This is a genomic window from Klebsiella sp. CN_Kp066 (assembly GCF_040065135.1).
GTDB classification, from domain to species: domain Bacteria; phylum Pseudomonadota; class Gammaproteobacteria; order Enterobacterales; family Enterobacteriaceae; genus Klebsiella; species Klebsiella oxytoca.
On record NZ_JBEAIU010000023.1, the window covers coordinates 12287 to 37195 of the forward strand.

27 protein-coding genes are annotated in these 24909 nt (G+C 55.5%); 9 read left to right on the plus strand and 18 right to left on the minus strand.

Annotation, left to right across the window (positions count from 1 at the left end):
• Positions 1 to 59 precede the first annotated feature (59 nt).
• The 3 genes from gloA to ABLV75_RS02970 all read right to left on the minus strand — a co-directional run bounded on the left by gloA (position 60) and on the right by ABLV75_RS02970 (position 2297).
• Entirely contained in the window at positions 60 to 467 is a 408-nt protein-coding gene (gene gloA / locus ABLV75_RS02960; RefSeq protein ID WP_004102689.1) for a lactoylglutathione lyase, read from the minus strand.
• A gap of 79 nt (positions 468 to 546) precedes the next feature.
• Positions 547 to 1644 carry an alkene reductase gene (locus ABLV75_RS02965; RefSeq protein WP_047719778.1) on the minus strand — a complete coding sequence of 366 codons (1098 nt, stop codon included), beginning with the start codon at positions 1642 to 1644 and terminating at the stop codon, positions 547 to 549.
• Positions 1645 to 1697: 53 nt separating this feature from the next.
• Positions 1698 to 2297, minus strand: a complete 600-nt coding sequence (locus ABLV75_RS02970; protein ID WP_024274271.1) for a TetR/AcrR family transcriptional regulator — start codon at positions 2295 to 2297, stop codon at positions 1698 to 1700.
• Positions 2298 to 2418: 121 nt separating this feature from the next.
• On the opposite strand from ABLV75_RS02970, the gene ABLV75_RS02975 reads away from it, so the two are divergent.
• The 3 genes from ABLV75_RS02975 to sodC are packed head-to-tail and all read left to right on the plus strand — an operon-like array spanning position 2419 to position 4205.
• On the plus strand, positions 2419 to 2679 hold the full coding sequence (locus ABLV75_RS02975) for a DUF1289 domain-containing protein (RefSeq protein WP_153675721.1): 261 nt from the start codon (positions 2419 to 2421) through the stop codon (positions 2677 to 2679).
• A gap of 48 nt (positions 2680 to 2727) precedes the next feature.
• On the plus strand, positions 2728 to 3624 hold the full coding sequence (locus ABLV75_RS02980; RefSeq protein WP_024274270.1) for an aldo/keto reductase family oxidoreductase: 897 nt from the start codon (positions 2728 to 2730) through the stop codon (positions 3622 to 3624).
• Between the two features lie 59 nt (positions 3625 to 3683).
• Positions 3684 to 4205 (plus strand): superoxide dismutase [Cu-Zn] SodC, encoded by a 522-nt coding sequence (gene sodC / locus ABLV75_RS02985; RefSeq protein ID WP_004102674.1) that lies wholly within the window; start codon positions 3684 to 3686, stop codon positions 4203 to 4205.
• Here sodC and ABLV75_RS02990 read toward each other — a convergent pair.
• From ABLV75_RS02990 to ABLV75_RS03000, 3 genes are read right to left on the minus strand one after another with little or no spacing between them, the layout of a single operon-like run.
• The gene (locus ABLV75_RS02990; protein ID WP_004102672.1) at positions 4198 to 6222 is read right to left on the minus strand and encodes an FUSC family protein; all 2025 of its coding nucleotides are present in this window, start codon (positions 6220 to 6222) and stop codon (positions 4198 to 4200) included. The two genes, sodC and ABLV75_RS02990, sit on opposite strands and share 8 nt — an antisense overlap.
• Positions 6222 to 7118 carry an HlyD family secretion protein gene (locus ABLV75_RS02995; protein ID WP_004113442.1) on the minus strand — a complete coding sequence of 299 codons (897 nt, stop codon included), beginning with the start codon at positions 7116 to 7118 and terminating at the stop codon, positions 6222 to 6224. Before ABLV75_RS02995 ends, ABLV75_RS02990 begins: the two co-directional genes overlap by 1 nt.
• Before the next feature lie 10 nt (positions 7119 to 7128).
• On the minus strand, positions 7129 to 7365 hold the full coding sequence (locus ABLV75_RS03000) for a DUF1656 domain-containing protein (RefSeq protein WP_004102668.1): 237 nt from the start codon (positions 7363 to 7365) through the stop codon (positions 7129 to 7131).
• Positions 7366 to 7536: 171 nt separating this feature from the next.
• On the opposite strand from ABLV75_RS03000, the gene slyA reads away from it, so the two are divergent.
• Entirely contained in the window at positions 7537 to 7977 is a 441-nt protein-coding gene (slyA, locus tag ABLV75_RS03005; RefSeq protein ID WP_016810099.1) for a transcriptional regulator SlyA, read from the plus strand.
• A 41-nt stretch (positions 7978 to 8018) separates the two neighbouring features.
• Here slyA and ABLV75_RS03010 read toward each other — a convergent pair whose 3' ends face one another.
• Positions 8019 to 9371 carry a GGDEF domain-containing protein gene (locus tag ABLV75_RS03010; RefSeq protein WP_023321119.1) on the minus strand — a complete coding sequence of 451 codons (1353 nt, stop codon included), beginning with the start codon at positions 9369 to 9371 and terminating at the stop codon, positions 8019 to 8021.
• A gap of 229 nt (positions 9372 to 9600) precedes the next feature.
• Entirely contained in the window at positions 9601 to 10068 is a 468-nt protein-coding gene (gene slyB, locus ABLV75_RS03015) for an outer membrane lipoprotein SlyB (protein WP_004102663.1), read from the minus strand.
• Positions 10069 to 10337: 269 nt separating this feature from the next.
• On the opposite strand from slyB, the gene anmK reads away from it, so the two are divergent.
• From anmK to pdxY, 5 genes are all read left to right on the plus strand, one after another.
• Positions 10338 to 11462, plus strand: a complete 1125-nt coding sequence (gene anmK / locus ABLV75_RS03020; RefSeq protein ID WP_023321118.1) for an anhydro-N-acetylmuramic acid kinase — start codon at positions 10338 to 10340, stop codon at positions 11460 to 11462.
• Positions 11463 to 11554: 92 nt separating this feature from the next.
• A complete protein-coding gene (gene mliC / locus ABLV75_RS03025) occupies positions 11555 to 11878 on the plus strand; it encodes a C-type lysozyme inhibitor (protein WP_024274269.1) in 324 nt (107 codons plus the stop codon).
• 57 nt (positions 11879 to 11935) lie between these two features.
• Positions 11936 to 12592, plus strand: a complete 657-nt coding sequence (gene pdxH, locus ABLV75_RS03030) for a pyridoxamine 5'-phosphate oxidase (protein WP_024274268.1) — start codon at positions 11936 to 11938, stop codon at positions 12590 to 12592.
• Between the two features lie 447 nt (positions 12593 to 13039).
• Positions 13040 to 14314: a tyrosine--tRNA ligase gene (gene tyrS, locus ABLV75_RS03035; protein ID WP_004102653.1), complete on the plus strand. Its 1275-nt coding sequence runs from the start codon at positions 13040 to 13042 to the stop codon at positions 14312 to 14314.
• Between the two features lie 61 nt (positions 14315 to 14375).
• Positions 14376 to 15236, plus strand: coding sequence for a pyridoxal kinase PdxY (gene pdxY, locus ABLV75_RS03040; protein ID WP_023321117.1), 861 nt, complete (start codon positions 14376 to 14378; stop codon positions 15234 to 15236).
• 42 nt (positions 15237 to 15278) lie between these two features.
• Here pdxY and gstA read toward each other — a convergent pair whose 3' ends face one another.
• From gstA to ABLV75_RS03090, 10 genes are all read right to left on the minus strand, one after another.
• On the minus strand, positions 15279 to 15884 hold the full coding sequence (gene gstA, locus ABLV75_RS03045; RefSeq protein WP_023321116.1) for a glutathione transferase GstA: 606 nt from the start codon (positions 15882 to 15884) through the stop codon (positions 15279 to 15281).
• A 107-nt stretch (positions 15885 to 15991) separates the two neighbouring features.
• The gene (gene dtpA, locus ABLV75_RS03050; protein WP_024274267.1) at positions 15992 to 17497 is read right to left on the minus strand and encodes a dipeptide/tripeptide permease DtpA; all 1506 of its coding nucleotides are present in this window, start codon (positions 17495 to 17497) and stop codon (positions 15992 to 15994) included.
• Positions 17498 to 18094: 597 nt separating this feature from the next.
• Positions 18095 to 18730 (minus strand): endonuclease III, encoded by a 636-nt coding sequence (nth, locus tag ABLV75_RS03055; protein ID WP_004102645.1) that lies wholly within the window; start codon positions 18728 to 18730, stop codon positions 18095 to 18097.
• A gap of 1 nt (position 18731) precedes the next feature.
• Positions 18732 to 19430 (minus strand): electron transport complex subunit E, encoded by a 699-nt coding sequence (locus ABLV75_RS03060; protein WP_004113426.1) that lies wholly within the window; start codon positions 19428 to 19430, stop codon positions 18732 to 18734.
• Positions 19431 to 19433: 3 nt separating this feature from the next.
• On the minus strand, positions 19434 to 20054 hold the full coding sequence (rsxG, locus tag ABLV75_RS03065; RefSeq protein WP_024274266.1) for an electron transport complex subunit RsxG: 621 nt from the start codon (positions 20052 to 20054) through the stop codon (positions 19434 to 19436).
• A gap of 10 nt (positions 20055 to 20064) precedes the next feature.
• Positions 20065 to 21117, minus strand: coding sequence for an electron transport complex subunit RsxD (gene rsxD / locus ABLV75_RS03070; RefSeq protein ID WP_023321115.1), 1053 nt, complete (start codon positions 21115 to 21117; stop codon positions 20065 to 20067).
• Positions 21118 to 23205 carry an electron transport complex subunit RsxC gene (rsxC, locus tag ABLV75_RS03075; protein ID WP_289191365.1) on the minus strand — a complete coding sequence of 696 codons (2088 nt, stop codon included), beginning with the start codon at positions 23203 to 23205 and terminating at the stop codon, positions 21118 to 21120.
• Positions 23198 to 23776 carry an electron transport complex subunit RsxB gene (rsxB, locus tag ABLV75_RS03080; RefSeq protein WP_023321112.1) on the minus strand — a complete coding sequence of 193 codons (579 nt, stop codon included), beginning with the start codon at positions 23774 to 23776 and terminating at the stop codon, positions 23198 to 23200. The genes rsxC and rsxB overlap by 8 nt, the downstream gene beginning before the upstream one ends.
• On the minus strand, positions 23776 to 24357 hold the full coding sequence (gene rsxA, locus ABLV75_RS03085) for an electron transport complex subunit RsxA (protein WP_004102633.1): 582 nt from the start codon (positions 24355 to 24357) through the stop codon (positions 23776 to 23778). The genes rsxB and rsxA overlap by 1 nt, the downstream gene beginning before the upstream one ends.
• Positions 24358 to 24434: 77 nt before the next feature.
• Positions 24435 to 24875 (minus strand): DUF2569 domain-containing protein, encoded by a 441-nt coding sequence (locus tag ABLV75_RS03090; protein WP_004102630.1) that lies wholly within the window; start codon positions 24873 to 24875, stop codon positions 24435 to 24437.
• Between the last annotated feature and the right edge of the window lie 34 nt (positions 24876 to 24909).

The window sequence follows — 24909 nt, forward strand, 5'->3', positions numbered from 1 at the left end:
GCCGCGGCTTGCAGCAGGAAGGGGATAAAACAGCGGGCACCGCGGGCGCCCGCAGCAGATTAGTTGCCGAGGCCTTTTCCGGCGTCTTTCTCTTCAATCAGCTCGATTTTATAACCATCCGGATCTTCGACGAAGGCGATGACCGTCGTACCGCCTTTAACCGGGCCGGCTTCACGGGTCACATTGCCGCCGTTCTGACGAATACGTTCGCAGGCTTCCGCCGCGTTTTCAACGCTCAGCGCAATATGACCATACGCGTTACCGAGATCGTACTTATCCACGCCCCAATTGTAGGTCAGCTCAATCACGGCGGTATCGCTTTCTTCGCCGTAACCCACGAATGCCAGCGAGTATTTATATTCAGTGTTTTCGCTGGTGCGCAGCAGTTTCATGCCCAGCACATTGGTGTAAAACTCAATAGAACGTTGCAGGTCGCCAACGCGCAGCATGGTGTGAAGTAAGCGCATAATGTCCCCTATGCAGTTTATTTTGATACATCAGAGCGTTGAGTATAGCGGCGATAACCCGCCGCTATCAATGGAGGGATTACAGGGTAGGGTAATCGGTATAACCTTCCGCGCCGCCGCCGTAGAAGCTTTCCGGACGCTGTGGGTTCAGAGCGGCTTTTTTCTGCAGGCGCGCCACCAGGTCCGGGTTAGCAATGTAGTCGCGACCAAAGGCCACGGCATCGATCAGCCCTTTACCGATCAGATCGTTGGCCTTTTCAACCGTGTAGGCGCCCGCGCCGATAATAGCGCCCGGGAAACGGTCGCGCACTTTCTGGCGGAACTCATCGCTGTACGGTTGGCCGCCAGCCCAGTCCGGTTCGGACATGTGCAGGTAGGCAATACCGCGTTTCGCCAGCTCTTCGATCAGATAGAGCGCATCGGCTTCTTCATTCGGGCCATTATCGACGTTCTGGAAACTGCCGATGGGCGAGACGCGAATACCGATACGGTCGGCGCTCCACTCTTCACTCACCGCATCAACCACTTCCAGCACCAGGCGAGCGCGATTTTCCACGCTGCCGCCGTACTGGTCAGTACGATGGTTGGCAGAAGGGGAAAGGAACTGGTGCAGCAGGTAACCGTGGGCGGAGTGCAGTTCGACAAGATCGAATCCGGCATCGCGGGCGTTACCTACCGCCTGACGGAAATCATCAACGATCCCTGGGATCTCGTGGGTTTCGAGCGCGCGCGGCATTGAGGTGTCAACGCGAATGGCATGGCCGTTTTCGTCGCGCAGCGAAGTCCGGGTGCCCGCGCTGATGGCCGATGGCGCAACCGGGGCGGCGCCGCCGGGCTGGATGCTGCTGTGCGAAATACGCCCGGTATGCCACAGCTGGACGGCAATACGCCCGTTTTCAGCGTGGACGCCGGCGGTGATCTTTTTCCATGCGGCAATCTGTTCCGGACTGTGCAGCCCTGGCGCACCCGCGTAGCCTTTAGCCTGAGCGGAAATCTGGGTCGCTTCGGAAATAATCAGGCCGGAGCTGGCGCGCTGGCGGTAGTATTCGCCCATCAGCGGGGTGGGAATATCCCCCGGCTCAATACTGCGCAGACGCGTTAGCGGAGCCATAAACACGCGATTCGGCACGGTTACCGCACCTACTTTCAACGGGGTAAACAACTTTGATTCTGACATAATGACTCCTGAGTAGACCGGTCGTCTTGAAACGGGTTAAATAAAAACGCCTGTTATAGGGCAGGCGCAGCAATAATTTTTTTAGCGTGGGCCAGGGCGCTTTCCAGCGGCGTTGCGCTGTGCGTAATCTTGGCCTGCAGATTCGCCCCCAGCCACAGAGAGTAAAGCACCTGCGAGAGCGTTAATGCGTCACCGTCAAACGTGAGGCTACCTTCCTGACGGCCTTGCTCCAGCGCATCGGCCAGCAGGGTAATGATCTGACTGGCCCCTTTATCCATCGCGGTGCGCATATCTTCCGACAGATCGCAGACCTCTGCCGACAGCTTCACCGTCAGGCAGCCGCTAATGATGCCCTGCTGGCAAAACTGGGTCAGCGCATGCTGATAATAGGCCAAAAGGCGGTCGCGATAGTTTCCCTCGCCGTGGGCAAAATGCTCAACCAGGCGCTGAAGATATCCGGCGTAGTGATGGTCGAGCAGCGCTACGCCAAAGGCTTCTTTAGAGCGAAAATAGTGATAGAAAGAACCTTTCGGCACTTCCGCTGTTTTTAGCAGTTCACTCAGCCCCATACCGGTAAAACCCCGATGCATACAAAGCTGCTCGCCGGTGGCCAGGATATGTTCGCGGGTATTGCATTCACTGTGTTTGTTCATGGCGCTCACTGTAATAGACCGATTGGTCTAATGCAAGCCATAATTAAAAATGCTGCCTGGCGCAGAGGGCGACGAACAAAATTTGCGTACGGCGGATGAAACGTCTTCAATAAAGACAGAGATGAGCGGCTGGAGAGGCGAAGTGGCTGAACAACTGGAGTTCTTCCCGGTACAGAGTCCCTGCCGGGGGATTTGTCAGTCTGATGAACGCGGCTACTGCCGGGGGTGCATGCGTAGCCGCGATGAGCGTTTCAACTGGCAGAAAATGAGCGATGCGCAAAAGCAGGATGTTCTGCGTCTGTGTCGCCAGCGGCTGCTGCGTAAATTACGCGCAGCTAAGCAGGATAGTGCGGAAGAACCGCAGCAACCCTCACTGTTTTAAGCAAAAAATTGCGTATACTCAGGACACTTTTTTATTGAGGAAGCTGTTATGGTTCAGCGTATTGCTATGGCTCCCCAGGGGCCGGAATTCTCTCGTTTCGTGATGGGCTACTGGCGTCTGATGGACTGGAAGATGTCCGCTCAGGCGCTGGTGGGCTTTGTGGAGCAACACCTGGAGCTAGGCATCACCACCATCGATCATGCCGACATTTACGGCGACTATCGCTGTGAGGCGGCGTTTGGCGAAGCGCTAAAGCTGGCGCCCCATCTGCGCAACCGGATGGAGATCGTCACCAAATGCGGAATTGCCACGAAAGCGCGGGCAGAAAATACCATCGGCCACTATATTACCGACCGCGACCATATTGTGCTGAGCGCGGAGCAGTCGCTGCGTAATCTGGCGACCGACCATCTGGACCTGCTGCTGATTCATCGCCCGGACCCGCTGATGGATGCTGACGAAGTGGCTGAGGCCTTCCTGGCTTTACATCATAGCGGCAAGGTTCGCCACTTCGGCGTGTCGAACTTTACCCCCGCCCAGTTTACCCTGCTGCAGTCGCGCCTGCCGTTTACCCTGGCGACTAATCAGGTGGAAATTTCCCCGGTTCACCAGCCGCTGCTGCTTGACGGTACGCTCGATCAGCTTCAGCAGCTGCGTATCCGACCGATGGCCTGGTCCTGCCTCGGCGGCGGTCGTTTGTTTAACGACGAAAGCTTCCAGCCGCTGCGCGATGAGCTGGCCCGCGTCGCTCAGGAGCTCAATGCGGAAAGCATTGAGCAGGTGGTGTACGCCTGGATCCTGCGTCTGCCGTCGCAGCCGCTGCCAATTATCGGTTCAGGAAAAATTGAGCGCGTGCGCTCGGCGGTTGTCGCTGAAAAGCTAAATATGAGCCGTCAGCAGTGGTTCCGCATTCGCAAAGCGGCCTTAGGCTACGACGTTCCGTAAACACCGACACCTCAGCAATGGCCTACACTGAATAGTGATAGAGCCATTGAGGAGGTGTTATGCAACGATGTATTCTCGCCATACTTACCCTGGCCGCCTGTGCGGGCGCGCAGGCGGCCAGCGAAAGCGTCGATATCAATCTTGTGACCAGCCAGAGCGTTGGTCAGGCCATCGGTAGCGTGAAAATTAGTGAAACCGCGAAAGGTCTCGAGTTTACTCCGGACCTGAAAGCGCTGCCTCCCGGCGAGCACGGCTTCCATATTCACGCCAACGGTAGCTGCCAGCCGGCCATCAAAGAAGGTAAAGCCGTCGCCGCTGGCGCAGCCGGCGGACATTACGATCCGCAAAACACCGGAAAGCATGAAGGTCCTGACGGCGCCGGTCATCTCGGCGATCTGCCGTTCCTGGTGGTTAATAACGACGGAAAAGCCACCCAGCCGGTGGTCGCGCCACGTTTAAAAACCCTCGATGAAGTGAAAGGCAAGGCGCTGATGATTCACGTGGGGGGCGATAATATGTCCGACAGCCCGCAGCCTCTCGGCGGTGGCGGCGAGCGCTTCGCCTGCGGCGTCATCAAGTAGTCCTTTCCGTCAACGTTCCTGCGATCGGCGCCTGTTCCAGCTGAGACAGGGCGCACCAGAGTCGCCAGATAACCGCCGCCAGCTCTCTGGCGGCGGGCTGGTGGTGGCGATTAAGCGCGTCGCAGATGCGCTGCAGTTCCTGCAGCGTTGAAGCGAGAGGGCGCTGCTGAACGCCGCGCTCGCTCATCACGTCACGCAGCAGGCTAATGCACAGATCGCGCACCTGCGAGAGCGGGTCGGAGCGCGTTTCCCAGTCGCGTAGTTGCCACACCACGTGGGAACAATTGAGTAACACGACGCCCCAGCGCAGCAGCCAGCGGCGCGCCAGCGCATCCTGACTGTTGCTAAGCTGGCTAATGTGATGATAAACCAGCGACTCAAATTCATGTTCACTATGCTGCGGACGACGACTCAACTGGTCGACAAAGTGACGCCGTAACGCACGGATGTGCCGACGGCTTTTACGCGCGTCTGAACCTGGACTGATAATGGCGAAAGCCAGCCAGGCAAGTCCTACCCCAATGATTTTTCCCAGATTATCATTAAGAAACGAAGCGTAGTCGTACACCGGCGGGTTGGTGACCGAAATAAATGAGCCCATAAAAACGATCAACTGCCCCCACAGTCCGGCGAGCTTTGGCATCTGCTGTTTGAGCAACTGCATGGTGGTCAGCAGGGGAAACAGAAATAGCAAAAACTGCCATAAATCGGTTATCTGCACCATCAGGCCAAATTTCACGACAAAGCTAAAGAGCGAAAGCAGGATCAGGGTACGCATTAAAAGCGTTAATGATTTAAACGGTGAGGGTGAAACCGAATAGAGCACGCAGCAGATAGCCGCCAGAGTAAGCGCTGCAGCGCAGGCCTGCCACTGGGTGCTTATACCCCATGCGCCGACCATCACCAGCGCGCAAAAAGCGCGAACTCCGTTCCAGAGAGCTTCGGCCTGATCGGTATGGCGGGCCAGCGCGGGTGCGGAAGGTACGTTGAATTCGGTGATCGCGGTGGCGTTTTCGATGCGCTTGAGCCAGCGGCTGCTCTCCAGATACAGGCGACAAAAATAGCGCAGGCGCTTCCAGAAGGCGATGTGTCGGTAGTCGGCATCGGCGGGCGGCGCAAGCGGCGCGATAATGCGGGCAACGCTGTAAGCATCGGCGTTTGAAAGCGCTAACTCGCTGAGCAAAGACTCCAGAATCTCGCGAGTACGAGCGGGCGCGGCGGGCCAGTTAAGCAGCATCCGCCGCAGGCTCGAAATGACGCTGGTCATTCGTAGCTGCTGATGTAGCAGGTAGTTGAGCAGCGGATTTTGCCGGCGAAAGCGATAATGGCTCCAGAAGGCCTGAATGCGCAGCAGATTCATGGTCAGGATTTGCCCAATCACGCTCTCGTGCGCGGCGCGGATAGCATCGGTTGTTTCCGGGACCCACAGCAGACTGGCGTGTTCCAGCAGGCGGGCATGCATATTTTTTAGCGCGCTCAGTAGCGTGGTGCCGTCGGAGGTACTCGGTAAAATCATCATCATTAGCCCGCCGCACAATATACCGACGATAACCTCGCAGACGCGCGACTGGGCGATAGTCCACAGTTCGTTAGCATCGGTAATATTGATAACCGGGAAAGCGATAATCGCGCAGGTGTAGCCCGCAAGCTGGAATGCATAGGCGACGTTATTGGTGAACATCGCGCAGGCCCAGGTACAGAGAGCTATCCACGCCGATATACTAAAAAGAAATAGCCACGGATCGTTGAGCGTATGGCCGGCCAGCAGCAGCGCCGCGCAGGCGCCGAGCAGGCTGCCGGCAATACGGCCAAAGCTTTTGCTGATCACGCCGCCGACGGTGGGAAAGCTGACTACCGCGGCGGAAGTCATCGCCCAGTAGGGTTCGTCAAGATTCAGCCAGTAGGCGACGCTCAACGCCAGGCACATGGCAATCCCGTTACGCAGGGCATAGCGCCACTGCGGACGGCTGGCCTTAATCCAGGGAAGAGAGCGCCACGTCAGGGCCTGTAGCTTCATTACTGCGCGCCAATGGCAACGGTGCAGGTGGTACCGGAGACCAACGTGATATCCGGCGGCAGATGGTCAAACTCAATGCGCACCGGCACGCGCTGGGCAAGGCGTACCCAGGGAATATTCGGTTTAATATTCGCTACCAGACCACTTCCGCTCTCTACGCTCTGATCGACAATAGCGCGTCCGATACTGCCTACGTGACCCTGTAACTTTTGTTTGCTGCTATAGAGGACGATCTGCGCGCTATCGCCGGGACGGATATTACGCAGTTTCGTTTCTTCAAAATAACCGATCACGTAAAAGGAGTGGCTGTCGACGAGGGCAAAAAGCGGATGGCCTACGGTTGCGTAGTCGCCAATGCGGGTCGAAAGGTTCGTTACCCAGCCGTCAACCGGAGCCTTAATTTCGGTCTGCGCGAGCTGCCATTGGGCATGATCGAGGGTGGCCAGGGCGGCTCCCACGACGGCCTTAGCCGCTGCCAGGTTAGTATTAGCGGTATTAAGCGCAGTATTAGCGTTTTCTAAATCTTCTGCGGAGATGAAATTCTCGGAGAGATGGCGTCGGCGAGCGGCATCGCTGGCGGCTTTTTTCTGTTCAGCCTGCGCGCGGGCAACTTCAGCTCGAGCCTTGTCGAGCTGGGCCTGGGCGTTGAGCAGCGCAATTTTATAAGGCGTATCATCAATTCTGAACAGCACTTCACCGGCCTTAACCAGCTGGTTATCGCGTACGTTGAGCTGCAGGATGCTCCCGGACACCTGCGGCGTGACGCCTACCTGCTCGGCCCGGACTTTCCCGTCGCGGGTCCACGGGGACTGCGTGTAGTAATTCCAGACCAGCCAGGCGGCAATAATGGCCAGCGCGGCGACCAGCAGCGTGGATAAATATTTTAGTTTCTTCATGTAATGAACATTACCAGATAGTCAGTAAAACCAGCGCCAGACAAACGGAGAGCGCAAAGAAGGAGAGATCCATGAGCAGGGGGTGCCAGATTTCACCTGCGTACATCCAGTCCCGCAGCTGACGATGAACGACCAACCAGATAAAGAAGCCCAGCAGAACGGCTTTAAAGACAGGAGGAAAATAGACCGAAGCGCCGAACACCAGGTCCTGGAGCGGCAATCCGGTAGTGTTAAGACTCAGTTTCACAAGCAAAAATCCTTTGCCGTTTCAGGATGAATGTTCAGGTTATGCGATTATTCACATTGTAAATCATTGTTCTGATTTTAGTGAATCAGGTAATTCATTTGTTTTGGTAATTTAAATGCTGCACACTATTCTAAAATCAGTATAATAACTTAGCAAGCTAATTATAAGGAGATGAAATTGGAATCGCCACTTGGTTCTGATCTGGCACGTTTGGTACGCGTCTGGCGCGCGCTAATCGACCATCGCCTGAAACCTCTGGAGTTAACGCAGACGCACTGGGTCACGCTGCATAACATTCACCAGCTGCCGCCTGAACAGTCGCAGATTCAGCTGGCGAAAGCCATTGGTATTGAGCAGCCTTCGCTGGTTCGCACGCTCGACCAGCTGGAGGAAAAGGGGCTTATTTCTCGCCAGACCTGTGCAAACGATCGGCGGGCAAAACGTATCAAGCTTACCGAAAAAGCCGAACCCCTGATCAACGAAATGGAAGAGGTTATCGGCAAAACGCGTGATGAGATTCTGGCCGGTGTTTCTAAAGAAGAGGTGGAAACGCTGCTCAATTTGATTCGTAAACTTGAACACAACATCCTCGATCTCCAGGCAAAAGATTGACCTTAACGAGGCCTTGAATCTTCTCAAGGCCTCTTTTTTATTTACGCCTGCCAGACGACTACGCGATTACGCCCGGTGTTTTTCGCTTCGTACATGGCGGTATCAGCGCGCTTGACGCACTCCTCCGCCGCAACATGCGCATCCTGAGTGGTGAAAACCCCCATACTGATGGTCATTCTTTCCGGTAACCCTTCATGCTGTTCACTGACGGACAGGCGGATGCGTTCGGCAATGGCCAGCGCTTCGTTGGCGCCGATATTGACCAGCAGCAGGGCAAACTCTTCCCCGCCGATACGCGCGGCAATGTCCTCCTGGCGCACGTTATTCTGCAGCACGCTGGCAGCAAACTGAATGACCTTATCTCCCTGCACGTGGCCGTACGTGTCGTTGATGCGCTTAAAGCGGTCAAGATCGCAGACAATGACCGATAGCGGCTGTGATGCAGAGACTTTTGTTAATCGTTGATTCAGCGTGTCGTAGAAATAGCTGCGGTTATACAGCCGGGTCAGGGGATCGCGAATAGAATTCTGGTACGAGCGAACGTACCTTTCGTTTGACTCCCGGTAGAGGATAAAAACATCCACAAGCAGAACTAAAATCAAAAACAGAGTGCTCAGCGTTTCAAAGAGCCGCGCCTGGTTCCAGGAATGAGCGTTACCGTTGACCGTGGAGAGCAGAACCAGCAGCGTAAATATATAGGCGGTACAAAAAAAAGCGCCGCTGTACCAGAATATATTGCGTAGCCGGGTCAGGCTAATAAGTAAAATCAGCGTAAATGACCATGTGCCAATTAATACCCAGCCAACCCGGTTATGCCATAGCGGCGTAAAGGTATAGGTCAGATTATCAATGAATTCAATGCTCAGTAATGGTGAGTTGCTGGAATGAACCCACGACAATATGAGCGTTGCGGCGATCAAAATAAAACAACCCAGCAGTACCAGACCGTGAATCTTTCCTGAATGAGTGGTACGGTGGCGAAGCCGATATAAAACGATCGAAGTTATAAATAAAACGGCCATCATGACGTTGCGGAAAAAATAAAAAATTAGCGCGTCATTCTGGTTGATGACGCGACCCTGGGCACATACCAGCCAGTCCGGGTAGCTGCCTATGGTCCCGAGCATCAACAGGGCCGAACAGGCAAAAGCGAAGGCTATTGGCGCCAGGTACAGCTGCTTTTTATCGCACAGATATTTCATGCCCATAAAACAGGCAATCATAATATGGAAACCCATCAGTGAAATAGTCAATACAGGAAACAGCATTGATGAAGTTGTAGAGATACGATGAATTAATGAGCCGGTAACGAAATTAATCGTAGCAATAGAAAAACCGCATACGACAGCGTAAAGAAATAGCCTGTCAGGCAAGCGTTTGAGATTAATAAACATAGTCAACATCCCTGAATAAAAGGGCAAAGGTAAAACGACGTCTCTGTCGTAAATGTTTTGCGTAATATAGGGTGCAGATTACTTGATAGCGGAGGGGAGAATATTGAGCAGGCGCAAGTTGTGGAGGGTAGGCGGAAAAATATAAATATATTTTCAGTGTTTATTTATAATGATAAATGATACATATTTTATATAAATGAGCGGCCCGCAAGGGCCGCAGGGAAAAGATTTAGCGCGGGGATACGGTAACCTGGCTGCCGCTGCCGGCAATAGCCACGCGTTGTCCGACTGAGAACGGCGTGCTGCCTTGTTTCTGCACCACCATGATGGTGTTGCCATCATCTTTGCGAATTTCCAGCTCAACGCCCTGGGTTTTGTTCATTGCGCCCTGGACGCCCTGACCGGCTACGCCGCCCGCGACAGCGCCTGCTGCGGTTGCCAGAGAGCGACCCGTGCCGCCGCCGATGGTGTTACCCAGGAAACCACCGAGCACCGCGCCGCCAATGGCGCCGATAGCATTGCTTTCATCTCCGCCCTGAATCTGAACCGCGCGGGTATGCACAATGGTGCCGTAGGTCACACTTTGGACCTGTTTGGCTTCGGATGCGGAGTAAACATCGCCGGACAGGCCGCTGTTGCTGACGCAACCTGCAAGCGTAAAACCAATCATCGAGACAGCCAAAACACGTAAAATCATTTATGAATCTCCTGTTCACAAGAAGCGTTCTGTTGAACTTCCTTGTAGCCAATTATATGGCATTTAAGCGTCTGCTGGCATAGCAGATACCGTGACTATACAAAAAATAATAATCAGAGTCGTCTCAACCTAAACTAAACATAAGTTCTTTACGCTAAGTACCATCGCGCTGCTTGTATTGTTAAAAAGTATTATAGCAGCATAGCATTACCCCCTCGTTTATGGTGGAGTGTGGGGATATACGAGAGTCATGGAATGAAGGAAAGCGTATGAAATCAGGCCGCTTTATCGGCGTCATGTCCGGCACCAGCCTTGATGGTGTGGATGTTGTGCTTGCAGCAATTAATGAAGATCTGGTCGCCCAGCAGGCCAGCCTGACGTATCCCATCCCCATTGCGATTAAAGAACAGATTCTGGCTATCTGTCAGGGGCAGCCGCTCACGCTTTCGCAGCTAGGGCGGCTGGATACGCGGCTGGGGCGGCTGTTTGCCGATGCGGTTCTGGCGCTAATGGCTCAGGAAAAGCTACAGGCAGCAGATATCATCGCCATCGGCTGCCATGGGCAAACGGTCTGGCATGAGCCAACGGGTGATGCGCCGCACACTATGCAGATAGGCGACAATAATCAGCTTGCCGCGCGCACCGGCGTAACCGTGGTTGGAGACTTTCGCCGCCGCGATATGGCGCTCGGGGGGCAGGGGGCGCCGCTGGTTCCTGCTTTCCATCATGCGCTGCTGGCGCATCCGGTAGAGCGCCGCATGATTCTCAATATCGGCGGTATTGCCAATCTCTCTTTACTGGCGCCGGGGCAGCCGGTACGTGGATACGACACGGGGCCAGGCAACATGCTGATGGACGCGTGGGTCTGGCGCCAGTGCGGCAAACCCTATGATAAAGACGCGCAGTGGGCCAGCGAGGGGAAAATTGTGCTGCCGCTGCTGCAGGATATGCTCAGCGATCCCTGGTTTGCCCTGCCGGCGCCGAAGAGTACCGGGCGCGAATACTTTAACTACGGCTGGCTCGCGCAGCATCTGGCGCGTTATCCGGGGCTTCGTGCCCAGGATGTCCAGGCGACCCTGGCCGAACTGACTGCCGTCAGCATCAGCGAACAGGTGCTGCTAAGCGGAGGCTGCGAGCGTCTACTGGTATGCGGCGGCGGTGCGCGTAACCCGCTACTGATGGCGCGTCTGGCGGCGCTGTTGTCGGGAACCGAAGTGTCGACGACCGATGAGGCGGGCATAAGCGGTGATGATATGGAAGCGCTGGCTTTCGCGTGGCTGGCGTGGCGTACCCTCGCCGGCTTACCCGGCAATCTCCCTTCCGTGACCGGCGCGTCGCAGGCAACCGTACTGGGCGCTATTTTCCCGGCCAATCCGCAGCAAAATCAGAGTTAACTGAAATCACCCGCGCCGGTTTCTTCGTAAACTGGCCAACGTTGAGGGAGGGCGTTATGCCTTCCCGGACCGGGAAAGTCGAAGGCATACTGATGAAAAAAATACTTATTCTTGCTGTACCTTTTATGCTCGCAGGCTGTAGCTACTACAACCAGTTTGTTGAGCGGATGAACACGGATACCCTCGAGTACCAGTGCGAGCAAAAACCGTTAACCGTCCATCTCAATAATACTCGCCAGCAGGTCAGCTTCATTTACGACAACCAGCAGTTAAATTTACAGCAGGGTCTCTCCGCCTCCGGCGCGCGCTATACCGATGGCGTATACGTCTTCTGGTCTAAAGGCGATAGCGCCACCGTTTATAAACGCGACCGTATTGTGCTGGAAAACTGTCAGCTGCAAACCGCCAAACGTTGAGATTTCAGTCATGGGGGCGCACAATAACGCCACCCATTGATGACTTTCTCAATTGCCATGTCTGATAACGACGAATTGCAGCAAATTGCGCATCTGCGCCGTGAATATACCCGTGGTGGCCTGCGTCGCCACGACCTTCCTGCCGAACCCCTGGCATTATTTGAACGCTGGCTGCGGCAGGCCTGTGATGCGAAGCTCGCTGACCCGACGGCGATGGTTGTCGCGACCGTTGATGAAAACTCGCAGCCTTACCAGCGCATCGTGTTGCTCAAGCACTACGATGAGAAAGGCCTGGTGTTTTATACCAACCTCGGCAGCCGCAAAGCCCACCAGATTGAAAAAAATCCCCGCATCAGCCTGCTGTTTCCATGGCATATGCTGGAGCGCCAGGTCATGGTTATCGGTAAAGCGGAACGCCTGTCGACGCTGGAAGTAGTCAAATATTTCCACAGCCGCCCGCGCGACAGTCAGATTGGCGCCTGGGTATCGCAGCAGTCCAGCCGTATTTCGGCTCGCGGCATCCTCGAAAGTAAGTTCCTCGAGCTGAAGCAAAAGTTCCAGCAGGGCGAAGTTCCGCTGCCGAGCTTCTGGGGCGGATTCCGCGTCAGTATTGAACAGATGGAGTTCTGGCAGGGCGGAGAGCATCGTCTGCACGATCGTTTTCTCTATCAGCGTCAAAACAGCGGCTGGCAGATCGACCGACTGGCGCCATAAAGGACGCAAAAATGTTGTCTTAAGCGCTGGTGCATCGTGGCCTGGCGCTTTATTCTATACGCTTCATTTTTCAAGCTGCATCTTTATCCGCTGCGCCTGCCCGCTCTGTCGCTTACCTGTGTAAGTTCCCTGAGCTTTCATATGCTTGCCGCCGCGATGCAGCTTGAACAATTTTGCGTATACCCGTCATACTTCAAGTTGCATGTGCGTTGGCTGCGTTCACTCACCCGAATCACTTACTACAGTAAGCTCATCGGGATGAATCAGGGACATCCATGTCCCTGACCGAAGGTCATCTTCGGTTGTTCAAATTCGTTCCTGACGAATTTGTCGTTCACTTGCCGCCTTCCTGCAACTCGAATTATTTAGGGTATAGATGTTTTTTTTCGCGTCTGGCGAAAAGTCGTGTACCGGCAGAGGTGCAGTCGTTTATAGATGGAGAATTTGATGGCAAGCAGTAACTTGATTAAACAATTGCAGGAGCGGGGGCTGGTAGCCCAGGTGACGGACGAGGAAGCGTTAGCAGAGCGACTGGCGCAAGGCCCGATCGCGCTCTATTGCGGCTTCGACCCAACCGCCGACAGCTTGCACTTGGGGCATCTTGTTCCATTGTTATGCCTGAAACGCTTTCAGCAGGCGGGCCATAAGCCTGTTGCGCTGGTTGGCGGCGCGACGGGTCTCATTGGCGACCCGAGCTTTAAAGCCGCTGAGCGTAAACTGAACACTGAAGATACCGTGCAGGAGTGGGTAGATAAAATTCGCAAACAGGTCGCGCCTTTCCTCGACTTTGATTGCGGTGATAACTCTGCCATCGCCGCGAATAACTACGACTGGTTTGGCAGCATGAACGTGCTCACCTTCCTGCGTGATATCGGCAAGCACTTCTCCGTAAATCAGATGATCAACAAAGAAGCGGTGAAGCAGCGTCTGAATCGCGACGACCAGGGCATCTCTTTTACCGAGTTCTCCTACAACCTGCTGCAAGGCTACGACTTTGCTTGCCTGAACAAGCTGCACGGCGTGGCGCTGCAAATCGGCGGTTCTGACCAGTGGGGTAACATTACTTCCGGTATCGACCTGACCCGCCGTCTGCACCAGAATCAGGTCTTTGGCCTCACCGTCCCGCTGATCACCAAAGCCGACGGCACGAAATTCGGTAAAACCGAAGGCGGCGCAGTGTGGCTCGATCCGAAGAAAACCAGTCCGTATAAGTTCTACCAGTTCTGGATCAACACCGCGGATGCCGATGTTTATCGCTTCCTTAAGTTCTTCACCTTTATGGACATAGCTGAAATCAATGCCCTGGAGGAGGAAGACAAAAACAGCGGTAAAGCGCCGCGCGCCCAGTACGTGCTGGCCGAGCAGGTGACCCGTCTGGTGCACGGTGAAGAAGGTCTGGTGGCGGCAAAACGCATTACCGAGAGCCTGTTCAACGGCAACCTGAGCGATTTGAGCGAAGCCGATTTCGAACAGCTGGCGCAGGATGGCGTGCCGATGATCGAAATGGATAAAGGCGCCGATCTGATGCAGGCGCTGGTGGATTCTGAACTGCAGCCGTCCCGCGGTCAGGCGCGTAAAACCATCGCATCCAATGCGGTGACCATCAACGGCGAAAAACAGTCCGACCCGGAATACGTATTTGTCGACGCCGACCGTCTCTTTGGTCGCTACACCTTACTGCGCCGCGGTAAGAAAAATTACTGTCTGGTCTGCTGGAAGTAATTGCGTAAAGGCAGGGGCGTGGGAAACCGCGCCCCTTATTTTTTGCTCTCAGGTAATTAAGATGAAGAACATCCTCGCCATCCAGTCCCACGTTGTGTTTGGCCATGCGGGCAACAGCGCCGCTGAATTTCCGATGCGCCGCCTTGGCGCCAACGTCTGGCCGCTTAATACCGTACAATTCTCCAATCATACCCAATACGGTAAATGGACCGGCTGCGTGATGCCGCCAGCGCATTTGACGGAGATTGTTCAGGGGATTGCCGATATTAACCAACTGCAGCGCTGTGACGCCGTGCTAAGCGGCTATCTGGGATCGGCTGAACAGGGCGAACATATTCTTGGCATTGTGCGTCAGGTTAAAGCCGCCAATCCGGCTGCGAAATATTTCTGCGACCCGGTAATGGGTCATCCGGAAAAGGGCTGCATCGTGGCGCCGGGCGTAGCGGAGTTTCACGTGCGCTACGCGCTGCCGGCAAGCGATATTATTGCGCCAAATCTGATTGAGCTGGAGATCCTCTGCGGGCATCCGGTGGCAAACGTTAACGAGGCGGTTTTGGCCGCGCGCGAGCTGATTGCTCAGGGGCCGGAGGTGGTGCTGGTGAAGCATCTCTCGCGTGCCGGACTGAGTATGGATCGTTTTGAGATGCTGCTGGTTACCGCGCAGGAAGCCTGGCATATCAGCCGTCCGCTGGTGGATTTTGGCATGCGCCAGCCGGTAGGCGTCGGTGACGTTACCAGCGGGTTGCTGCTGGTCAAACTGCTGCAGGGCGCCACTCTGCGCGATGCGCTGGAGCATGTGACCGGCGCGGTTTATGAAATCATGCTGGCGACTAAAAACATGCAGGAATATGAGCTTCAGGTTGTGGCGGCTCAGGATCGTATTGCGCAGCCGGAGCACTACTTTAGCGCCACCCAGCTTTAAGGCGGGTATGAACTTGCCCGACATGTCGGGCAAGCATCGGTTTTACTTCAGCCCTTCAGCCTCAAGAGCAGCGGCTACGGCCGGGCGCGCGGCAACGTGTTTCATCCAGGCCGCGATATTGCTATAACCTTCCATATTCAGCTTCACGGCGTAGGCCCAGCGCAGTACGGTGAACAGGTAGCCATCCGCAATGGTGAAACGATGCCCGTTAATCCACTCTTTATCCTGCAGACATTCGTTCACGTACTGCATTTTCTTATCCAGCTGCGCGCGGGCGATAGGTTTGAAATCTTCCGGCGTATCCGGTCGAAACAGCGGTGTAAAGCCTTTATGCAGTTCCGTCGCCACGTAGTTTAGCCACTCCAGGGTCTGGTAGCGGGCGATGCTTCCTACCGGCGCCAGCAGCTGGCGGTCCGGTACGCGATCGGCGATATACTGCATAATGGCCACGCCTTCCGTCAGCAGCACGTCATCGTCCAGCAGCAGCGCCGGTACCTGACCCTTGGGGTTAACCAGCAAATAATCCTCCCCGTTTTCAAGGCGTTTTTTCATCACGTCAACGCCCTGCAGGGTAAAGTCCAGCCCGCTTTCGCGTAGCGCGATATGCGAGGCTAGAGAACAAGCGCCGGATTTATAGAACAGTTTCATCGGTGACTCCTCGTGGCTGCGGTTTTCTGTATGTTAGTCCGCCCAGGGGCAAAAAAAAACCGCTAACAGAGCGTTAGCGGTTTAATTTATCGGTTTTCCCAGGGAGCTTAAGCCGTGGCGGTATCGCTGGCTTTTGCCGTTTTATCATCGTCCTGGGTCATGCGGTTCAGCTTCGGCGCCGTCAGCAGCATCAGGATAGCGATAACGCCAGTTGCGACACCGATATGCAGGAACACGCGGCCGTAAACTTCCAGCGACATCAGCGGGTCAGTGACGTTGTCCGGTACTGCCATCATGTTCGCAACGTAGCCGCCGATCAGGTTAGCGCCAGCGGTTGTCAGGAACCAGCTGCCCATGATGAAGCCCATCAGGCGCTGCGGAACCAACTGCGCAACCATCGCCAGGCCCAGGCCGGAGATCATCAGTTCACCGATACTCTGCAGACCGTAGCTAATCACCAGCCAGCTGACGTTGACGATACCCGCATCGCTGGCGAACTTAGCGCCCAGCGGCAGCACGAGGAAGGCGCCGGAGCACAGGACCATACCAATAGCGAACTTCATCGGCATTGGCAGGGTGTCGCCCATCTTGTTGTAAATGGCGGCAAGAATCGGGCTACCGATAATGATCCAGAACGGGTTCAGCGCCTGATACTGTTCAGGTTCAAAAGCGATACCCAGCAGAGAGTGTTCAACGTTGCGAATAGCAAAGAAGTTGAGGGAGGTCGGCATCTGGCTATACAGCACAAAGAAGATGATCGCCTGCAGCATCAGAATAAACGCAACGATCATTTTGCGACGCGGCGCGCCGTGCATCGCAAAGGCCTCTTTAGCAAAGATAACGATGATGCCCAGAGCAACCACGCCCAGCGCCATACGTGCAATGCCCTGGTTGTGCAGCAGCCAGGTTGCAATCGCGACCAGAACGACCACGCCAACGATAGTGGCCAGCAGTTTGCCCACGTGCACCGGTGCGAAGTCAGGTTTGGAACCGTACTGCTTAACCCAGCGCTGGCAGAAAGCGAAGTTGACGATGGTGATCACCAGGCCTACAAAGCTCAGAGCGAAAGCGACGCTCCAGCCGAATTTTGCCGCCAGCCACGGTGTCGCCAGCATAGAGAAGAAGGAGCCGATATTGACGGACATATAGTACATGGTAAATGCACCGTCCAGACGCGGATCGTTCTTTTCATAGCAGGTCGAGAGCAGGGAAGAGGGGTTAGCCTTGAACAGGCCATTACCCACGGCAATCGTTGCCATCCCCATATACACGATGCCCGCATCGTGTCCGGACCACGCGACCAGGCCGTAGCCGATAGCCAGAACGATGGCGCCGAGCATAATGACGCGCTTGGTGCCGAGCACCTTGTCGCCCAGCCAGCCGCCAATCGCCACCAGACCGTATACCAGGGCGCTAAAGGAGGAGAACAGAGTGATAGAATCCGCTTCTGACATACCCAGCTGTTTAACCAGGTAAACGGCCATAATCCCTTGCAGGCCGTAGAAACCAAAACGTTCCCATAGCTCAATAGAGAAGATGAGATAGAACGATCGTGGTTGTTTGAAAGCGTTTAAACTCACGCTCTCCGTTGGTTTATTGTTTGCAGTAGACACAAATACCTCTTTTTTTACATCCCATATTAACGGGGGGTGCTCGGGGCGCAATCTTCGCAGACCGCCGCCTTTATAGTTATTCTGGAGGGAAAACGGCAGGTAATGTTCACTATCCTGTGCCATCAGGCAATAGCTTTGCAATAATCTGTTACACATATCCTGAGCGTTATAATACACCGGACATATAAATGTTATGCAGAGTTAAATTTCAGCGTTTCGTTAATGGCAGCGTTTTTATCTGTCAGAATCGGAAAGTTTTCGCATAAAGGCCATATGTTCTGCTGTTTGCGCTTGCATCCAGTGATATAGCCCAAAATCATAAAAAATGATGGGTTATTGTGTTGGTATTTAAGTTGGAGGTATTTAAATCAGCAGGTTTTCGTATTAATAAGTTAACAACAAAGCAACAAGAAATTGACTCAGTGATCTGGATCACAAATGTATAGAAATTTTGCCTCTGAAAAAAATGAATAAGCTGATCGATGGTTATATAGCGGAATAATAAGCCATAAGAAGGCTAAATGGATGGCGTGAACATCGGAAAAATGGGGTATGCACCAGAGCCATGACTTATGAAGGGTTATGGCTCTGGTAGGGTCAGGAGTAGACCTTCTCTTTAAACTCGCAAAGATCTTCAATCAGGCAGGAACCGCAGCGCGGTTTACGGGCGATACAGGTATAACGGCCGTGCAGAATCAACCAGTGATGGCAGTCCACTTTGAATTCCGCCGGAACCACCTTTAACAGCTTCTCTTCCACCTGTTCAACGTTTTTACCAGGCGCAAATTGTGTCCGGTTGCAAACGCGGAAAATGTGCGTATCGACAGCGATTGTCGGCCAGCCGAAGGCGGTGTTCAACACGACGTTAGCGGTTTTGCGCCCGACGCCGGGAAGCGCCTCAAGCGCGGCTCTGTCTTCCGGTACTTCGCCGTTATGCTGCTCAAGCAGGATCCGGCAGGTCTTAATGACGTTTTCTGCTTTACTGTTGAACAGGCCGATGGTCTTAATGTACGACTTAACGCCCTCTACGCCCAGCGCCAGCATCGCCGCCGGCGTGTTGGCGACCGGGTAGAGTTTCGCCGTAGCTTTATTGACGCTAACGTCGGTAGCCTGCGCCGAGAGCAGCACGGCGATCAATAATTCAAACGGCGAGTTAAAATTCAGCTCCGTAGTGGGGTGCGGGTCGTTATCCCTGAGCCTGGTGAGGATCTCCAGGCGTTTACTCTTGTTCATCCTATGCTTTTCCCGTCACATCAGAGGGCGCAACGATCCCGGCCTGCGCCGCTTTGGCTTTGCGCTGTTTGCTACGTTCATCAATGAGGTATTTTACCGCCAACATCATGCCGAGGCCAATAAATGCGCCCGGCGGCAGCATTGCCAGCAGGAACGGCGTATCGGTATGAAATACTTCTATACGCAGAACCTTTGCCCAACTGCCGAGCAGGCTATCGGCACCATCAAACAGGGTACCGTTGCCGAGAATTTCCCGCATCGAGCCGAGGACAAACATCGCGCAGGTCGCCCCCATGCCGATGGAAAAACCATCCAGCGCCGATAGCGCCGGACCTTTTTTCGCGGCAAAGGCCTCAGCGCGCCCGACCACAATGCAGTTGGTGACGATAAGCGGGATAAAAATCCCCAGAGACTGATAAAGGCCGAACGCATAAGCGTTGATCAGCATCTGGACGACGCTCACCACCGAAGCGATGATCATAACGTAAATCGGAATACGGATTTCCGCCGGCGTCCAGCGACGCAGGCTGGAAATGGTCAGGTTAGTCAGGGTAAGAACCAGCGTCGTCGCCAGCCCAAGCCCAAGAGCGTTGGTGGCGGTAGAGGTCACGGCGAGCAGAGGACACATCCCCAGCAGCTGAACCAGCGCGGAGTTGTTTTTCCACAGCCCCTGAACAATAACGTCTTTTACTTCGCTCATGGTCTAGTCTCCACAGGGAGTGATAGCAGAAATCTGCGCGGGCAGAGTTTGCGCATACAGGCCCGCGCGCTTGACGGCATTGACCACCGCGCGCGGAGTAATGGTAGCCCCGGTAAACTGATCGAAATCGCCGCCATCTTTTTTCACGGCCCAGTGGCTATCGTTTTGCCCATGAATCACTTTATCGGCAAAGAGGGTGATCCAGTCAGAAATTCTAAGCTCGATCTTATCGCCCAGGCCCGGCGTCTCATGATGCTCGGTGACGCGGGTACCCAGCACGGTACCTTTAAAGTCGGCGGCAACCAGTAGCTGAATGGCTCCTGAATAGCCGTCCGGCGCGGTAGCTTCCATCACCGCTGCAACCGCTTTATCGCCATTCTGAGCAATCCAGACCTTATGCTCGCCTTTTCCCAGCTCCGGCGCGGTTACCCGATAACAGCTTTTCAGCAAGTCGTTATTATATAAATTGGCCGGCATAACCTGGTCGAATAAGGCTTTTTGCTGCTGGGCGGCCTGGTCTTCAATAGTGCTTTTAGTCAGTTCGTTAATGGCGGCCGTCAGCCCGGTCGAACCCGCAGCAAAGAGGGCCAGCGTGATGCCGTGTTTACGCATGCTTTGTAACATGTTCGGGTCCTCAGCGGTGGCCGTACGCGCGCGGGCGCGTGTAGTAATCGATCAAGGGAACGGTAATATTGGCCAGCAGAACGGCAAAGGCGACGCCATCCGGGTAGCCGCCAAAGCTGCGAATTAGCCACACCAGTAACCCCGCCAGCGCGCCGAAGATCAGGCGACCGCGATTGGTGGTGGAAGCGGTCACCGGGTCCGTCAGGATAAAGAAGGCGCCCAGCATGGTGGCGCCGGAGAGCAGATGAATTTGCGGTGAGGCGAGGCTTTCTGGTGAGAATAGCCATCCCAGGGTGGCGCAAACGGCAAGGCTCAGCAGGAAGCTCAGCGGAATATGCCAGCGAATGGCTTTTTGCCATAGCAGGAACAGACCGCCCGCCAGATAAGCCACGTTAACCCACTGCCAGCCGAGACCGGCCAGGGCGCCGCCGTAGACAGGATACTGGAGGATCTCTTGCACCGCATGACCGGCATGGAGCGAGGTTTTGAAGGTATCCAGCGGCGTTGCCTGACTGATGCCGTCAATGCCGATTCGCAGGCTGTTCATGTCCCCGCCGGTAGCCGTATGACCAGTGAAAATCATCGTCAGCGCGTCGCTAAAACCGGGTACATTGGCGGCTATCTCATGGGGCGGGAGCCAGGAGGTCATCTGCACCGGGAAAGAGATCAGCAGCACCACGTAGCCAATCATTGCCGGGTTAAAAGGATTGTGACCCAGTCCACCGTACAGCTGTTTGGCGATAATCACCGCAAACGCAGTGCCCAGCACGACCATCCACCACGGCGCAAAAGGCGGAATACTGATCGCCAGCAGCAGGCCGGTCAGCAGCGCTGAGTTATCGGCAAGAATCGCCGGGATATTTTGTTTGCGCAGTTTAAGAATGGCCGCTTCGGCTCCCCACGCCGTGACGGCGGCGAGGATAATTTGCAGTACGGTACCCCAGCCGAAAAACCAGGTCTGAACCACAATACCGGGTACGGCGGCGAGCAGCACCAGCAGCATAATCCGCGAAGTCTGGCGCTGATTGTGGGTGTAGGGGGAACTTGCGATTCTGAAAACCATTTAATCCTCGTTAACTGCCTGCCGGGACGCTTTCCGGGCCTGAACGCGGGCGATTGCTTCAGCGACTGCCGCTTTGCGGCCGTCATCATTGGCTGCCGACGGGGGAACTGCTTGTTGCTGTTGTTCTGCTTTGCGCGCTTTGGCGCGGGCGATCGCGGCCTCGACGGCGGCCTTGCGCGGGTCAACGGTAGCAGGCTGTTCTGCGGCGGGGGCAGGTTCAGCCGGGGCCGCCTGCTGGCCCGCTTTGCGCGCTTTGGCCCGGGCAATCGCGGCCTCGACGGCGGCCTTGCGTGGGTCAACGGTAGCAGGCTGTTCTGCGGCGGGGGCAGGTTCAGCCGGGGCTGCCTGCTGGCCCGCTTTGCGCGCTTTGGCGCGGGCGATCGCGGCCTCGACGGCGGCCTTGCGCGGGTCAACGGTAGCAGGTTGCTCTGCGTCCGGGGCAGGTTCAGCCGGGACTACCAGCTGCTCAGCCCTGCGCGCCCGCGCCTCGGCCTTACGGGCTTCGCGAGCGGCGATGGCTTCGCTATTATCCGGTTTCTCGCCGGAGAGCACGATAATCGGCTGCGCCGCGTTGCGCTGCTTTTCACGTACGCGGGCAAGGGCGGCGTTAATCGCATCCTGATCTTTCGCTGCTGGCTGTACGGCTGCCTGCTTATGACGTTCCAGCCTTGCGGCTTTATCCCGTTCCAGGCGAGCCTGACGCGCCTCAAAGCGGACTTTCGCTTCCGCTGCGCGTTTCTCTTCTTGCGCAATGGCGTATATCTCGGCTTTCTCCTGGCGGAAGTACTGCACCAGCGGGATATTGCTTGGACAAACCCAGGCGCAGGCGCCGCACTCGATACAATCGGCGAGGTTATGGCTGGTGGCTTTGTCGTGCTGCTGCCCTTTGCTGAACCAGTATAACTGCTGCGGCAGAAGATCGGCCGGGCAGGCGTCCGCGCAGGCGCTACAGCGGATACAGCCTTTTTCCTCTTCCGGTTCGCCCATTTCGCTCGCCGAAGGCGCCAGCAGACAGTTGGTGATTTTGACCACCGGCACGTCGAGCCAGGGCAGGGTGAAGCCCATCAGCGGGCCGCCCATAATCACCATCGGATCGGCGCCTGGGCAGAAACCGGCATCTTTTAGCAGATGGCTGACCGGCGTACCCAGGCGCGCCCAGACGTTGCCCGGACGCGTGACCGCTTCGCCGGTTAAGGTGACTACGCGCTCCGTCAGCGGCTCGCCGTCTATCACCGCACGTTTCACCGCATAGGCGGTGCCGACGTTTTGCATCAATACGCCGATATCAGAGGAGCGCCCACCGTGGGGCACCTGTTTACCGGTGAGGATTTGCGTCAGCTGTTTTGCACCGCCTGAGGGGTATTTCGTCGGGATTACGCGCAGCGAAATACCGTGCGTGTCGGCGAGTACCGCGCGGAGCATCGAAATCGCCTGCGGTTTATTATCCTCGATGCCGATCAGCACCTGTGCAGGTTGCAGAATATGGGCAAGGATGCGAATTCCCTCAACGATTTGCGCCGCGCAATCCTGCATCAGGCGATCGTCAGCGGTGATATAGGGCTCACATTCCGCCGCATTGATGATTAATGTTTCGATTCTGTCGCCGCCCCCGCGCAGCTTAGTGCCGGTGGGGAAACCGGCGCCGCCAAGCCCGGCTACGCCAAACTGGTGAATGCGCTCAATCAGCTCTTCGCGGGATTTATTCTGGTAATCGTTCCAGCCATCGCGCTCAATCCAGCGGTCTTCGCCATCGGCATCAATAATGACGCTCATTTCCGCCAGCGCGGAAGGGTGGGCGGTCGAGTGGGGGGCAATCGCCGCCACGATGCCGGACGTTGGCGCGTGCACCGGCAGCATTCTGCCCCAGCCGCGGGTAAGCGGCTGGCCGCGCAGGACGCGATCGCCCGGCTGGACGCAGAGCTCACCTTCCGCGCCGATGTGTTGTTTCAGCGGGATGACAAAACGCTGCGGCAGGGAAACCTGACGCAGCGGGGTACCGTTAGACTGGGTTTTCATTTCCGGCGGATGAATGCCGCCGTTGAAGTCCCAGACTTTGTCTTTGCGAAATGCGGAAAATAACTTAAACATGTTGTTCCACGGGAATAATGCGTACCGGGATGGTTTGAAGATCCCATTTCCAGGTTTCTGTCGTCGCCGCCACCGGGCGCAGTTCAATACATTGCGTCGGACAAGGCGCGACGCAAAGATTACAGCCGGTGCAGAGATCGCTCATCACCGTATGCATCGCACGGGTGGCGCCGACGATGGCATCCACAGGACAGGCCTGAATGCATTTTGTGCAGCCGATGCAGTTCGCTTCGTCGATCACCGCCAGCATTCGCGCAGGTACGGCTTCTTGCGCATCGCCGTCCGTAGGCTGCGGGTCGACGTTCAACAGTTCAGCGATTTTGAGCATCACCGCTTCGCCGCCGGGCGCGCAGCAGTTAATTTTCTCACCCTGAGTGCCTACGGCTTCCGCGTAGGGACGACAGCCGGGGTAACCGCACTGACCGCACTGGCTCTGCGGTAGCAGGGCGTCAATTTTCTCCACCACCGGGTCATCTTCCACCTCAAAACGGCGCGAAGCGTACCCCAGAATTAAGCCGAAAACCAGCCCCAGCAGGCTAATGGCAACCACGGCTATCCAGACAGCATTCATTACAACTTCACCAAACCACTAAAGCCCATAAAGGCGAGGGACATTAAACCGGCAGTGACCAGCGCAATGGCATTACCGCGAAACGGCGCCGGCACATCGGCAACCACCAGACGCTCGCGGATGGAGGCGAAAAGCACCATCACCAGCGAAAAGCCGACGGCGGCAGCAAAGCCGTACAGCGCAGACTGCAGGAAATTATGCCCGAGGTTAATGTTGAGCAGCGCAACGCCGAGCACCGCGCAGTTGGTGGTGATCAGCGGCAGGAAGATGCCCAACAGGCGATACAACGCCGGACTGGTTTTACGCACCACCATTTCGGTAAATTGCACCACTACGGCGATAACCAGGATAAAGGCCAGGGTCCGTAAATAGACCAGGTCCAGCGGAATAAGGATCCAGGTATCAATCAGCCAGGCGCAAATTGAGGCCAGCGTCATCACAAAGGTGGTGGCGAGCCCCATTCCCATAGCGGCTTCCAGCTTTTTGGAAACCCCCATAAACGGGCACAGTCCCAGAAACTTCACCAGCACGAAGTTGTTAACAAGAACGGTGCCAACAAAGAGCAGTAAATAATCAGCCATTATTCGACCTGAAATAGAAAAAGCCGTCTATTATCGAATAAATCGATACCGGCGACAACAGGTTAACTGTGTGGTTATTACGGATTCACAAAGGTCCGCTTAACCCGTTCAGAACGCTTGAAATAGGGAGCCAGCAGCGCCGCAGCGAGAAGGGGAAACAGCAGCTGGCGCAGCGCCAGAGCGTCTGATATTGGGGAAAAGGCAAATGCTTTTACCGCCAGCAGAAGCGTAATCAGCAGCCAGATAATGTAATGCTTTGGCACCCCTTTCCGCCGCTTGAAAAAGGCAATGGTCAACCACAGCGTGTAGTACCACATGGCGATCGCGAAGGCCAGCGAAGCAATCCACAAGGCGAGATGTTCAGTACTCATATTGCGCAGCAGGGTATAAGTCTGGGAAGACATCAGAGCATCAGCAAAAAACAGCAGCGACAATGAGGCGCTAAGCAGGGCCACCAGGAGCCATGCCAGCGGCGCCAGAAGCCATCCGCCAATACGTTCCACAGAGTCAGAGGACATTATTACTCCCGAATTTAACGCCAGTTATCAATAA